Here is a 14,690-nt window from a genome sequence, read left to right on the forward strand (position 1 = left end):
ATGAAACCTAGTCACACGCGAGAAACACCGAACTGCACCCCATTCACCCGTGAGCTGCTGAGTCGTGTCGGAGAAAAATGGAGCATCCTGATCGTCGCTCACCTTGCACACGGGCCCATGCGTTTCAATGAACTTAAGCGAACGATCGGGCAGATCTCACAACGCATGTTGACGTTGACGCTCAAGAGCCTTGAAAAGGATGGGTTGGTATTACGAACGATGTATCCGACCATTCCGCTACGCGTCGAATACGAACTTACGTCACTCGGTCACACATTGATGATTCCGGTTATGGCTTTGATAGATTGGTCACGCGAACATTACGATGCCGTCGAATCTGCGCGACGTTCGTATGAAACGCATCTTGCTGCCGGTCGTGGTGGTGAGCCAGTTTGGTCGACGTCGAATGGCAGCAGCCCAGCATCCCTGCCCGGGGTGCGCCGACACTCGACAAAAATAAGGCCTCGATGACAGACTGAATCGCTGTTTCAGCTAGCGTCGAGGACAATTGTCGCGAGCCACTTGCGCAGATATCCGGCTACATCACAGTGGTAACTTAGCGTCACCTATGATTCCAGGTCCACCGGAGATATTGGTCGTCCCTCCAATTGTTTTCAACCGATCCCTCCAACGAAACTCATGCGACACGAATCCATTTAATATTCAACGACAACGGAAGTCGAATTCCGCAATTTTAGTCGCCCAACGTCAAAAATATATTCCACCCCTACCTTTGCGCAACATCTCCTCATTATTTTTTAAATCACCCATAATTAAGAAAATTAATCAATAACGCCCCCACATCTCTTTGATCTGGCATCGCAAAACCCCATCACCTCACTGATAGAAGCCGCCGATTCTACTTGATGTTTCCTCAAATTCTACAATCTTACCTTTCCAGCATAGACAGGTTCGCAACGGACTTATCGGCAGTGCCTTTGTTAATTTTCCGTTATCGATGAGTCACGAAACTACGATAAAGTGCGAAGCCAGCGGCATCCGTCGGCATGACGGCATGTCATACTCAACCTTGTTTTTATAGGAAAATAATGAAGAAAGCAGATCAAATCGAAATTGCAACCGGCGCCACTGGCCGACTAATCTCTCACCACAGCAATACGACGAACGGCTATGAAGAGAGACTGCGGAAAGTTGTCGAAAGATTGCGCGGCTCGGGAGACGCGCATGGCTTCACCGTCGAGCAACAGATTGCGCTTGCAAATGAATTGTCCAGTTTCCCGCTGGGCAAATTCCTGCTCGAGCACCGTGGATTGAACGCTTACTGGACCCACCGACTGGTGACATTTCAAACGAACGAGGCGACGTCCACCCCGATGAGCGCGCTTGAGTCCAGAATCTTTAATGCCCTCCCCGCCGTGCTGGCGACCCGCGAACGCTTCGGTATCTTCCGTCGCACACTTCAGGCGTTGCTCGCGCCGGGCATGAGGCTCGCGTCGATTCCGTGCGGTGTGATGGGAGAGTTGCTGTTGCTCGATTATACGGGACTGGACGACATCGAAATTGTCGGTGTGGACCTTGATCAGGACGCACTGGATTGCGCTGCCATGCTCGCAGAGGAGCAAGGCCTTGCCGCGCGGGTATCGCTGCGTCGCAGAGACGCATGGTCCGTGGGTGTGCAAGCCGACTTCGACATATTGACCAGCAACGGTCTGAACATTTACGAGCCCGACGACGGTCGTGTCGTCGCGTTGTATCGTTCGTTTTTAGATACGCTGAAACCGGGCGGGACACTCGTCACCAGTTTTTTGACACCGCCCCCTACGCTGTCGCCGGAGTCACCATGGGACATGGAAAATATCGACCGAGAAGTGCTAGCTATACAGCATTTGCTCTTCGTGCGAATCATTGAAGCACAATGGAACGCATTCCGCACTCACGCACAGACGCGCAGCCAACTGAGCGACGCAGGCTTCGTGGACATCGAGTTCATCGACGATCGCGCATGCCTATTCCCGACAGTTGTCGCGCGCAAACCGTTATGAAATAGATAACACTTAACGCGTCAATCGCATCTGCCACGCCCCAGCGTATCCAATGTCTCTCGCAATTTGCAGCGTGCTCGGTGCATGCGCGCCTTGACGGTGGTCACCGGGCAACCGGTGATCTCTGCAATCTCCGACACGGAATGTCCAAGCACATATGCTAGTGACATCACTATCCGCTGCTCGACGGGTAACAAATCCAGCGCCTTTTCCAAAAGGTCCGGCAGTTCATGATCATGCCAGTACTGAGTCACCATATCGGCATGTTCAATGTCCAACAACTCAAATTGCGAACGGCGCTGATCGCGCAGCGCTCGTAGCGCCAAGCGGTATGCAATGCCGATGATCCAGGTCGAAACCGTCGACTCACCGCGAAAGTCACCAGCACGCTTCCAGACCACCATGAAGGTATCGTTAATGATTTCCTCGATCACCTCGTTGCGCCAAGTCAACCGGGTGAGGAAGCGTGCGAGCCGCCGATGGTAGAGCCGGTACAATCGGGCCAGCGCCGATGCATCGCTCGCTGCTACCCGTTCGAGCAAAAAGCGATCGTGATCGGTGATTGCGAAGCGCTCGCGTGCGGGAAGGCCCGCTGACACTTCCCGCGTGACTTCGTCAATCTCCTGGCACGCGATTGCGTGCCCGCGCAGATCGCCAACGTCGTGCATCGCGCCAACAATGCCCGCAATGCGTCCGTCCTGACCGCAAACGATGCTCTTGTAAAAACGTACGGTTCGTACGCTGCCATCTCCTCTGCGCACGCCGGCCATATAGCTTTGGACGCCGCCATCGGCCAAAAGATCGAGATCGGCTTTATGATATAAAAGCGCGAGATCAGATGCTGCCACGTCATAAACAGTCTTACCCAGAATGCCGCCCCGGTCGATACCAAGAAAGCGTTCGAAACCGTCATTGCATCCGGTGTACAGACCATTCGCGTCCTTGAAGAAGACCGGGGACACCATGCCATCAGCGTGCGTTTGCAGCGTTGAGAATTCGGCGACACCGCCACGCGCATACGATAGCAGTTTCGTATGCGCGCGCGCCCGTTGAATGATTGGGTCTGGGTTCAGTAAGTCTTCAGTATTCGCCGTGTCGTGAGCGCCGTGGGCGATGAGTGAAACGACATACTCGTCCGAAAGTTCGCGAAGCACCGGAATCAGATAGTGCCCGTCGCCGTTTCTGCCCCGAAGTTTTTCTATTTCAGCCGTAGCGTCTGTATCGATGCTGGCGCAGTCGATGAATACTACCGCCGGCGATGGATCTTCGATCAGATGAGCGAATCTGAGTGCCTGCGCGCCGTAACGCGTGATTCCCGCAGGTACGGGGTGGCCCGACGAACTCGACCAGAAGATGCGCGTCTCGTCCAAGAGATGTGCCACTATTCGCCTTCCTCATTCTGTTGCGCGCGACTTGCCGGCCGAACGAACCGACGGCGGCTGTCGGTCGCTCGGCAAGAGAAGCAGGAGCTCGATAAGCCTACGAGTGATAAACCGCGCAACACACCTAAACACCCGTTGGCACAGAGGATGCTACGGCAAAAAATATCTACAAATGGCGACAATATTTCCCAGCTTTGTAGAACTGCGTGCTACTCGAGGCCATCGTCATGCAGCTCCACGTCTCCCAGCAACTGGTCAACTTGCAGTAGAAACCAATTTGTCTGACCAATACCAATGGGCGCGTCCCGGGTTCCTCCGGCGCCCAATGCGCGGGCGGGACATCGGCGTCTAGCTTTGAGACATCAGAGTGTTCTCTCGAGGCAAGAAGTCTCGCCATCGGTACAACTCCCCGATCGCGCTATGAACGCTACGCCAGTTGTAATGTTGCTGCCAACTCGCCAAGGCTTCAATGCGATGGGCCGAGGTCTGGTACGTCCGTCCGCACCGACGAATAGATACTCCGAGCCCACGCCGTCGTGCCGTATCGAGCCGACTACCAGTAACGCGATGGCCGGGACGCGCGATACGGCCGAGCATCCTTGACGCCGATGCGCAGTAATTCGCCCTGCGCCTCATGTTTGTCGTGCTAAATAGATCCGCGCGATTGCAGGTTGCTCAACCGAGATAGTCCGGTACGCGGCCGATGGTCGAGTCCAACACACGTGCCTGTCGGGGTAATCTGGCGTTGAAGTAGGCGCTGCTGACGCGAATTCCGCGATCAGTAAGGCCGCCACAGCGATTGAACGTGGGGAGCGCGCCAACACGACGAACGGTCAGCCAGCGCTGTCGCACCAGCGACTAGATGGCGAATTCAACCATATGCACGCAGCCTGCGCTGTCGCGTCATGATCGACTGAGGCCTGAGGCACACTCGAACCGAATTCGCCAATCTCCTGAACCATGTCGAGCCCAATGCGCGAAAATGAGTTGAGCATTCTTATGGATGGCCATCCGGCCGGGTTTCTGGAAGGTCTGGTGTTTAGTGACCTCCAGTCCCCCAGACTCAGTCCGGATAAACCTTCGATACAACCTATTGAAGCGTCACAGAGAGCGTGAATCACGACGTCGCACCCGGCCCTGCATCACGCAAGGCCGGATAGCGGATTTAGCTCGATAACAGTGAACGCCAGCGCATCGGATTTTCGCTGACTTCAATCGCCCAATCCAAGCTTGCCGGCGCCCGACTGCGCAAGCACGATTGCAGCGACGTTCGCTGTTGCGTCAAGATGAGCGATACCGCCAGCACCGGGGCCGCCTCCGGTCGGCGCCGACGAAAGATCAGCGGCATTTCCGTTGACCAGCGACCCTGAATCGGTAAGGTGACCGGACCCACCAAACCGCTTCACGAGACTCGATTCGCTGATACCTTGCGTCTCGAACGCGTTGTTTTGCGAAGTGATATTCGCATCGACGCCGACGCCGAGATTGTATTGAAACCGGTTGGCTTGCGACGAACTGTCCTGATACAGATTGTTCGCCACCTCCACATCACCGAACCGGACGCGCGGATCCCGCTGTGAAACGCCGGCGAAAAGATTGTGGTCGATCGTCACTTTCAGCTTGCCGGCGTCGCTCGTCATACTGTCGCTCGACCCAATGAGAATGGATTTGTTGTGACTGAGAAACTGGTTGTTCGAGATGGTCGCATAGTTTGCGCCGTCGGTAAAATCGACCTGGTCTCCGCTGATCGCTCCCGGTGGCACGTTTCCATCCTTGAACGTGTTGTGGTCGATCCACACGTTCTGGCTACCCTTCGCTTCGATACTGTACACTCGGCCATGCGGATTCCCCTCCGCGTCCTTGCCCGGGAAGAAATCGAACGGTGACGTCATGGTAAGGTTCCGAACCGCGACATTCTTGGAATTGTTGAGGTTGAAGCCACCGCCGCTAATGCCAGCGTCGCTACCCAGCCCAATGATCGTCGTATTTGATCCCACGGTTAGCATGTCGTGGGCGAGTTGGGCGTTCTCGTTGGCGAAATCACTCTTGCTCAACTCTTTACCAGCATCGTTGGTGTTCAGGTCGATATTGCCTTTGATCTGAATGATTTTTGGGATGGCATTCGAGCCGTTGGTCGCGTTGTTGCCGCCGAGCGCGGCAAGCAGTTGCGCACGGTTAGTTACCGTGTATACGTGTGCCGGATCCGCCTTCGAACCGCCCGTCACGCCGCCGTTGGCTGCGCCCCAGCCATGCCCGGCAGCCAGCGTTTCACGGGAACGGTCACCGCCTGCGGACGAGCCGCTTGCGGGCTTCGTCGTCACGGGAGCTGGCGCACCCGAGGGAGCGACAGCAGGGTAACCGACGTTGCTCGGCACACCTGCGGCGCCGACCTTCGACGGCTTCGTCTTGCCGGCACTACCGGTGGAACTATCAGAACCCGGGTCACGATGCATCGAACCGGCATCGTGCTTTGGCTCGGCACCCTTAGGCATTGGATCGCAAAAACGATCGCCACTACCCTCTGCGTGGCCATCGTCTTCGTGAGTATGATGACCGGCTCGATGAGAGTGATGCGCGCCCCTTCCCCCGGCTTGCGTCTGCTGATCGGATCCGTTCCCTGTCAACTGCTTGAGCACCTTCTCCAACTGTGCTTCGATCTGCCCGATCGAGGCATCTGTCGATGGGTTTCCGGCATGTTTAGAATCAAAGTGACTCAGGTCGCGGATCAGTGCCGCGACGTCCTGACTGAGGCGATTGGTATTCATCATGTGTCGTTCTCCACTTAACTTGGAAAAGCCGCGATATGGCATGCCCCTTCGGTGAAGCAATATCGCTATCGTTCGTTGAACATCGTGAGCTTGCGGATGCGGACCGATGCCGCCTTACCGCCCTCGACCGTAAGCCTCCCAGCAAACACGGCGAACCAGTTCGGGCGAGTACCGATAGTTCCACCGCAATTCCGCGCCCGGTTCGATATCGTGTCGCGCGAAAAATGCCCGAATCGAGAAGCGCCGCCCGCAGCGCGATTGGGCATCGAATAATGCAGCTTCAAGGTTGTAGCCATCCTCCGCCTGCGCAACCGGGACGCCGTCAGCATCGTAAGCGAGCGACGTATTTGCCATGGCCAAAACATTCTCTCCATCGACAAAAGCGACCGCGTAACCAGAACTTGCGCTGATCACGAAGGATTCTTCAGTACACGAAAAGAACATTGCTGCGGTCATCAAGCGGCCGCCGTACACGCCGATGCATTCGCCGCGCCGAATCAGCCGTGCCGCAAACGCACCGCGCTGGCCAATCAGCACGTGCTCCCGCGGGTCGCGTAGATCGTCAGCACCGATCGTCCGGCAAAGCACGGTACTAGCGTAAGCATCCGCCCGACGCTGATCGCTCATGGCTGGATCGATGTACGGCATCACGGCGCTGACGCGCGACTGCGCGTATGGGTCCCGGATCTGTAACGGGTCGCTCAGCTCAGAAATCAGCACCGGGTTCAACGACTCGTCGCGATATGGATAACGCGCATCTAGTTGCGGCGAGTATGGCAGGCGCGCAATTGCGTGATCCCGCTTGAACGATTCGAAAGCATCACTGAGGCAGGCCTCAGCTCGTCGACCGGCGGCTGCATCGGTCGCAAGCAACTCATCGGCCTGCATCTTCAACGCAGGCACCACATCGAAAATCGCTTCATATCGCGCCGCGATGCTGGCCGTCTGCGCAGCCTCGGCAACTCGCCGGCGGATCGTGGCGAGAAACGCGTCCGTGCTGGTTTCGATCAGCGGTGTCATTGAGCCTCACTTTTCCGTAGTCGGCGGAATTGATTGTTTTATCAATGCCCCCAACGTTATCGACTCGGGCACTCCACGGCTTAAGCGTATGGCGAAAGCATAGCGACAGCGGCGAAGCCGTCAGATGGTTTCGCTGCAGGACGCAGTGCATCGCCAGCACTCGCGGAACACCCCATTGGCGTGCGTATGCTGAAACTATCCGTGCAAGCCGGCACACCGACAGCGCATTTGCCGCGCGAGCGCACACACTCGGTACAGGAGCGTCCAATGCCCGAACGAATTCCGTCTTCCTCCAGCGTCCTGCCGATAGACCGGTCCGACAGCACCCCAACCTCGAACCACACCGCAGCGCCGAATCGCCGGCCTTCACGCGCATTTGAAAGCGGCGCAAGCGGTACGCAAACGCTGTCGCGACGAGAGCATGGCGCGTCAGTGACGCAGCGTCTGCGCCGAACCTTGTCGCGCAGCGACCTGACAGACCGCGTCGCAGCGTTTTCGCGGCGCTTCCAGAACGACCAGGCAGCGCCACCCCTTGCGTTGCTCAGAACCTCGAGCGTGAGTTCGCGCGAGGCCGAAGAGGTTGAACCACCCAGAAATCAAGCGCAGAGCGCAAACCTGCAACGGCCGCCGCTCAGCGAGCGGCAAGGCCAGCAAAGCTCAGGCGTTGCTTATCCCTATGCCGTACCATATTTGGCCCCGCATCCACCGTACTCGTATAGCCCATATGTGCCGCATATGCATAGTTGGGCGCCTCTCCCCTCCGCGCCAAATTACCCCCGCACACAACATTACCCGCATCCGCACACCGCCGGTGGATCGACCTTTTCGCCCCACGGTTATGCCGCGTACACCCAGCCGCTGCAAAGGTGGCAGGTACCGTCCCACAACTGGAACACTCCGTCTTATCATAGCCACGTGGTCGGCGCGAACAGCCGGTTCGGTTTCTGTTACGGCTTCGGCGATGGACCGACCGGAGAACAGATGCACGTCGGCTTCCATTTCAATGGGCGCTTTCGCACGCTGCACTTCGGAACCCGGCCGAGTGCGTCGCGACCATTCTTCGTCCAGACACAAAGCGGCTACATGCGTGCAGGGCCGCCTCCCGTGTCGCAACCTGCCGCACCGTGGCAGTTACCGACCGCCTGGCCTCACGGTGTTGGGCCGCAAGATTCGCACCAGGGCGCCGTCGGTGAGCATGCTGCCACGATGACATCGCCTCGTCCGTGGCACCAAGTGCTCGGTGTCTCGGAGCAGCACTCGACACTGGAACTCGTGACGCTCGGCTACAGATTTCAGAAGCGCCGTCTGGAATCGAACGAAAATGGCAATCGGGCCGCGCTGATCGAACTAGAGACGGCCTATCACAATGCATTGCAAGTGCTTGTTGCGCGCAACGAAGCAAACTCCGACGAATCGGACCGCGAGGCGTAAGCACTCGGTCATCAGTTGCCTCGCAGACTCTCCTTGCCTTTGAGGAAATAGAAAACGCGCCAGCCAGGCGCGATTTCTACTTCGTCTTCACGGCGGCTACCGTGTACGCAACGACGATCGCTTCCGATTCTGTGTGTAAGATCTTGTCGACTGGACATCCAAATACATCCAGGTCGCCGCTTGCATGCGCTTCGTCACGCATCGCTTAGTGCTTCGAAGGTCATGTCCGGGCCCGTGTTGATACATTCCTCGTTGGACGGGCGCAAGCCACGTATCCTTGACTTCATGAGTCTACACATTGAAACCGAACAGAAAACGCTCTGGGTGGTCGTTGACGAACGACACCCATGTCGCGCCGCCCGCGATCTGGTACCCGGGTGCCGTCTGGGTCCAACTTCGTGACAATCTGACAGGAGACATTGTCCGAAAAAGTGAACATGGACGCCTCCTAGATATGGGACCCGACATGAAGGATGGCATCCCATCGTTAACTGATCCAGCGAGTGTCTGCCCGCGTCGACACACCGACGACTGCCACCACAGCTCTTGATGTTTCGCGCAGTGAAACACGGGTGGCGGTGACATCCGGAGACCTTGGGGTCAACACGAGCGACGTAGGCCACGGAACGGGTGGCTTTGCTGCCGAAAGCAAAAAAATAGACGATCAGCTACCTTGCTATCAAGTTCCTGCACGTCGATCTTCAGCACCGCTTTCTTCTGTAGTCGCCCACGGATATCGCTCGGAGTGGTGCTCGTTGCGCCGAATCTGCGTCCACTGATCTGCGATCGGCAGCGGTACAACGACTGCAGCCAATTCTCGGTCACTCGCAACGATGCTCTGTGCACCGAATTGGACACCGAGATTGATACCAAGTGCTTCTCGTGCCGTTTGCCCTTCGAGCGAAAACGTTTGTATCGGAATCCATGTGTCTTCGTCCTCCAGGCGCTCTTTCATCGCGCGCTCGATGTTAGCGAGAACAGGATCGCTGGGGTCCCGTCTTGCGACCAAATGCGCATAGGCGGCAAGTTCGTCGAGCGTCTTGCGGTCCTCGGCGCGCATCCGGTAGCGAATCACGTAGTGCTGTCCTGCACCAGCCCAGTTTCTGATTTTTGTGAGGAAATTGTCGAGTTGCTGCTCGCCGCTATCGTGTCCGTAACTCGCCTTGAACATCTGCAGCAACTGCGCGCGTCGCTCCGGCCGGGTCATTGCTGCCGCAAACTGCTTCGCGTCGCGTTCTTCGAACTCACGAAGCGTGAACGGTTCGGAAAGTTTTCCGGACTTCATGATCGTGCGAAACGTCGCGTTGAAGCCTCGATCATCTAGTGCGAATGTACGTGTGATCGACGATGGTCCGCTCGCAATCGAAGCGGTGTTTGGACCTACCGCATGACTTGCTGGAATCGGCGGATTTGTCTGCGTGGCTGCGAGCGTGGCATTGGCCTGAAACCGCCACAGGTAGTTCGCTCGCATCATGCGGTTGCGCCCGGTCCGTTCGTTGCGTCTATTCGCTCCGAGCGTCGTCAAATCCGTCGCGATGCCGGCTGACAGTCCTACGCGTTCTGTCTCTAAATTACTGAAGGCGCCGGCGATCTTCCTACCGATGCTATGACCGCCACGGAGCCCGACAGACGCGCTGAACGCATGGCGTACGGTGCTCGCTTCCTGATCCTGCCAGCCGATGGAAAGCGTGTCGCTGCCAAAGAAGCGATCAGCGATCAGTTCCCATATCGCCGCGGGTTCAAGGTCACCGTGCTCTCCCTTTGCAACCGACCACATCAGGTCATTGAACTGGACAAGCTCGGTCCGCGCGGCACCTGTGTCGTGGCCGCTGCCGTCGGGATTCTGAGGCCGCAGCGCGCGTACCATTACGCCACGCGTCTTCACTGACTCGACTGCGAGTGGTGTCAGCTGGGCGCTGCCCGTGCCCTGCCCCAGAATCTTCCTGAGGGCCTTAGGGCCGATGCTGCCGAAGAGACCTCCACCAACCGATCCGGCGATTTGCCGCTGTGTTCCCAGGAATATCTCGCCGCCGTGAGTGGTAGAACCTATGCTCAGTATCGCATTATTGGAGCGCGACAGTCGCAGATCGAGGATCGGTGTGACGCTAAGGGGCATGAACTTTTCGGCAACCTTATGGATCGATAGAGCAACGGCGGAGGTGTTGATTCCAGCACTACCGCCGTTGGACGCCACGAGCGGATTACCCCACGGGTGTTCCAGCAGGTACATTCGCGTGAAACGGTGCAGTCCATCCGGTGTCAAATCATCGGGCCGCACCACCGATGAATCGACAATATTGAGTGCCTTGCGCAGGGCTGTGCCGAACTCCGTCTCCTCGATGTAAGTCGGCGAGCCGTCCGCCACAGCCGAACGGGATGAACTGCCTTCGGTATCCGGCTCCGGCACGACTGCAGAAGAAGCAAGCGCTTGGCGGGGAGGCGTGCCCCCCGCGATGATCTTGCCTAGCGGCGTGAACGCACGAGTTGGCATGCCCATATCGACGGCCCACTTTTCCAGATCGCGCAGCGTTAATTCGCGGTCGCCTCCACGCCGCAATGTCCAGCCCTTATGGGTCGACGTGGTCCATCTGTGCAAACGCTCTCGGATCAGTTCGCGGGTCGCCGGCGTGTCAACGCCATGACGGGTCGCGATATATTGTGCAATCGAATTTAGCGCTTCAGCATCCAGCTTCAAACCTATTGGACGCATACCTCCTTCCTCGATACGAGACTGCCAGTGTGCAAGCAGTGCCTCGATGAGCACTGGCTCAGGGAGTGCCTTCTCGCGCGGATCCTGCAGCTTCACGTCGAAGCCGCTGTAGCGATCGACGGCGGACGCGTACTGCGTATGCACCATCTTCACGGCCGCAATGGTATTCGCGTCCAAAACCGCGGGATCCTCATCGGGATGTTTCAGCAGGTTATTGTTTGCGCCGAACCGCCGCAAGCCGGTGAGCGGGGACTTTTTCCGGCCGACCGTCTGCTGAGCGCGCATTGCCAAGATGCGCGCTCTCGCCTCGATCACTTTCGCGGTCGAGCGCACCGGATTGCGGCCGTCGAACTTTACGTTGCGTAAATCCTGCAAATGTTTCGCGCGCTGTACGTACTTACCCATTTTCGCGAGCCTGCCTTGCACCTTGGCCAACTCGGTACCTGGACCACGGTCTCGAAAGCCGTTGTCCCACGAAAACACAGCGGCTTTGTCTTCCGGACTCAATGTCGCATGCGTATCGAGACCGAAATGTTCGAGCGCACGGCTTTCGATGTGCAGCACGTGCTGTGCGAGGGTCGCCTGGCCTGTTTCCATTGCGCTACGCGCCGTTATCAGGTGATTCGCGATATCGCCAGGCGCTCCGCGTTCCGTCGCAACCTTGTCAACCGCTTCCAGCAGGCGCTTGAGGTGTGGCTGGCGGTCTTCTGGCAAGGCCGGTTTCAACGCACGCAACAATCCCTCGAAGCCAATGGGCGACGAAGCGAGACTGGCGGCCACGTTGAGTGCGTCGAGTTGGGGCTGCGCGCGCGAGGACCGGTCGGGTGGCAGCGTAAGCAGTTCTTTGAGCCGAATCGGCGGTATGCTATCTCCCGAGTTGATCGACGAAAACGGCAGGAACTCGCCCCGCTGAAGTGCGGTGAATGCACGCAGCGCACGTGCTACGTCACCACCCGTCGCACGTGCGAGGCATTCGGCAATCATCTGGTGGTGCGTGAAAGTCAGTTCGGTCCGGTTGCTGATTGGCATCACCTCCGGTCCGGACGCCCCAAGCGCCGTTCGCAACAGAGCGGCCAGCGCTATGTGATCGTCATTGCTGTTCGGGAACAGCAACGCAGTCCGTGCTTCCAGATCGGCAGTTGTTGTCAACGCGGGCACGAGTTGACTGAGGCGGGCTTTACCGCGCATCGCCGGAGTCGACTCCGAGCCGATCATTGCTGCGGGCATCAGCATGCACGAAAACGCCCTAAGGGCACGTAGTTTGCGGTCCTTCTTCATGCCGCCCTCTGCTCGTGCGGATGGCGGCGGGTCGACCGAACCGGCTGCAGCTGGTTCGGGTTGGGGCACGGTGGTCAATCTCGGGCCCGAATTGCCCAACGTCAACGGACGCGGTGGTTGTGACTTCGAGTAAACGCCAAGGATTGTCGTTTCGGTATTGGACGAGAAGCGATTCGTGTTCTTGAATTCATGTTGAAAAATCAGCAAGTCGGCTGGATTTTTCCGGTCGGGAGCGGTGTGCGTTAGTGGTCTATCGCCGCGATCGATCAACGTCGGATCGCGGTGCGACGAGCTGCGTTCGCGTGAGCCGTCGCTATCCTCGTCGCCAGCGTCTCTATCAGGCTCTCTCTCGTCCGATATCTCGCTATCACCCAGACCCGTGCTACGTTCGGGCGACAGGTCGACGCTCGCGTCGAAGTGGGATGAAATATTTCCGCGTTCCGAAGACTCAGATGTCGGGGGGGGAAGGCCGGCCTCTGAGGCAATCTGTTGGACGAGCTTGCGTACGTCGTCGGGCACTGTGTTTGAATTGTCTTTGGGCGAGTGCGTGTGGTCCGATGGTACCCGGCCGCGCCGGGAGGAACCGGTGGCCGTATCATCCATTTCGGACTGGCATAGAGAACACGGGTCATCTTGCTCGTGAATGGCATCGTTGGACTGCGAAATAAAAAGTTGGCCATCTCGCGGCAGGATATCGCTCAGGGACACATCATCGCTTCCGGTGGGCTCGTTATCCATCGGCGTGACCGGCAACCATAGCCGCGAGCCGGGGGGCTTTTTGTATTGAAGCATGTCCGCGTACGGAGCGTCGGGGGCGGACTGGATAAACGCGTTCGCACCACCGTTGTCGTCAGCGGACGACTGTAACGTAGCGTTGAGGGAGATGTGCTCGCGAGGCGCAAGCGGGCGCGCCGCGAAAGGCGGCATTCGCTGGCGACTCACCTCCGGCGCGCTGTTTGCGCGCTGCAGGACAGCACCGTAAAGTGCCGTCGCCCGCGATTCCGTGTCGGATCCGGCCAAGCCACCTCCTTCACGCAACGCCTTGGACCGCGGCAGCTCGTGTGGCGATCTTTGGGCGTTAGCAAATAGCGGCTGTGTCTGCACTATTTCAACCGTGTTGGCGACCTTGCTACCGGCTCTTTCCCTTCTGTTCGAACGAGTTCCCCCAAAACACGAAAATATGCCGAAGCCGCCAAACGTTCGCGAGCGGCTACGATTGTTGACGGACGAAGTTGAAGGTTCGGATGCCGGCGTCTGTGTCGCGGCCGCGGTGTTCGATGTCAAGCTGCGTGACCGGACTTTAGTAAGCACATCGGCTCCGTCTACAGGATAGAGTGAAGTAATAACGATATAGACCGTCAAAGAAACGCAGTCAGCACTCCTCCCGCTACGATGAACGAGCCGCGCATGCAAAACTGCCGGTGCAAGCGAAAATTTGGCGACGATGGCGAAGCGCTCCCATGCGGATGACGATCGACCATGCGGCTGAATTCTCAAGGGTCAGTCACACAGATAACGCCGCAACGCTCGAGGCGATCGATATGAACCGGCTGCCAGGCATCACGAAGACCGCTCGAATGGTAGCTTGCCTCTCTCGGCGAGCCAAACTTCGGCGTGCGGGATCTTAAACGGTTTCGAGTGGAACAAGACGATCTAAAGATGCCACCTTCACGCTTCGCTAGGATCGGATGTGTCGGTGGCGGCAATACGCGGAGATCAGGTCCATGCCGCTCACACGCGGAGCAAACAGGATGCAGGACGGCGCACTAATGAGCTGAACGACGCAATCGTACCGGTTGGCTTATCGCCAAGCATATCCGTCCGGGCAACCGATTCCTATAATTAGTGGTTGGAACAGCCTCTGACGAGAAGCATCCCCATAACGTGCTGAAGTACCGTGCGCCTTGCGATTTCCGGCGCTCGATGAACTCAGCAACCTTAGTGGGATGCCGTGTCCGGGATTACAGGGTCGACTCCACGACTCGTGCGCGTAGGTTCTTGGCGTCCCTCCTCACTTCACCGCACGTCACCAATGCATTTCGCCTTCGACAACCGAACGTGCTCGCCTACGTCCGGGATGCTTCACCAAAGACGACGA

General features: G+C 57.8%; 7 protein-coding genes and 1 pseudogene. 3 read left to right on the forward strand and 5 right to left on the reverse strand.

The window, feature by feature from the left end; translation table 11 throughout:
* Together WS95_RS33885 and WS95_RS21665 are read left to right on the forward strand one after the other, a co-directional pair.
* Positions 1-471, forward strand: coding sequence for a winged helix-turn-helix transcriptional regulator (locus WS95_RS33885; RefSeq protein ID WP_082746980.1), 471 nt, complete (start codon positions 1-3; stop codon positions 469-471).
* Positions 472-1,049: 578 nt separating this feature from the next.
* Complete coding sequence (locus WS95_RS21665; protein WP_059825764.1) at positions 1,050-2,003, forward strand: SAM-dependent methyltransferase; 954 nt, start codon at positions 1,050-1,052, stop codon at positions 2,001-2,003.
* 20 nt (positions 2,004-2,023) lie between these two features.
* On the opposite strand, the gene WS95_RS35380 is transcribed toward WS95_RS21665, so the two are convergent.
* The 4 genes and pseudogenes from WS95_RS35380 to WS95_RS21685 all read right to left on the reverse strand — a co-directional run bounded on the left by WS95_RS35380 (position 2,024) and on the right by WS95_RS21685 (position 7,173).
* On the reverse strand, positions 2,024-3,385 hold the full coding sequence (locus tag WS95_RS35380) for an RNA polymerase sigma factor (protein ID WP_179950214.1): 1,362 nt from the start codon (positions 3,383-3,385) through the stop codon (positions 2,024-2,026).
* Between the two features lie 367 nt (positions 3,386-3,752).
* Positions 3,753-4,396: pseudogene (locus tag WS95_RS33890) on the reverse strand (IS481 family transposase); the annotation flags it as partial.
* A 200-nt stretch (positions 4,397-4,596) separates the two neighbouring features.
* Positions 4,597-6,153 (reverse strand): pectate lyase family protein, encoded by a 1,557-nt coding sequence (locus WS95_RS33895; protein ID WP_179950215.1) that lies wholly within the window; start codon positions 6,151-6,153, stop codon positions 4,597-4,599.
* A gap of 114 nt (positions 6,154-6,267) precedes the next feature.
* Complete coding sequence (locus tag WS95_RS21685; RefSeq protein ID WP_059825772.1) at positions 6,268-7,173, reverse strand: hypothetical protein; 906 nt, start codon at positions 7,171-7,173, stop codon at positions 6,268-6,270.
* Between the two features lie 267 nt (positions 7,174-7,440).
* Between WS95_RS21685 and WS95_RS35080 the strand changes: the two genes are divergently transcribed.
* Positions 7,441-8,604, forward strand: a complete 1,164-nt coding sequence (locus tag WS95_RS35080) for a hypothetical protein (protein ID WP_156444553.1) — start codon at positions 7,441-7,443, stop codon at positions 8,602-8,604.
* 679 nt (positions 8,605-9,283) lie between these two features.
* On the opposite strand, the gene WS95_RS21695 is transcribed toward WS95_RS35080, so the two are convergent.
* Positions 9,284-13,384: a hypothetical protein gene (locus tag WS95_RS21695; protein WP_156444554.1), complete on the reverse strand. Its 4,101-nt coding sequence runs from the start codon at positions 13,382-13,384 to the stop codon at positions 9,284-9,286.
* Positions 13,385-14,690 lie beyond the last annotated feature (1,306 nt).

The sequence above is a fragment of the Burkholderia sp. MSMB1826 genome (assembly GCF_001526325.1).
Lineage (GTDB): Bacteria > Pseudomonadota > Gammaproteobacteria > Burkholderiales > Burkholderiaceae > Burkholderia.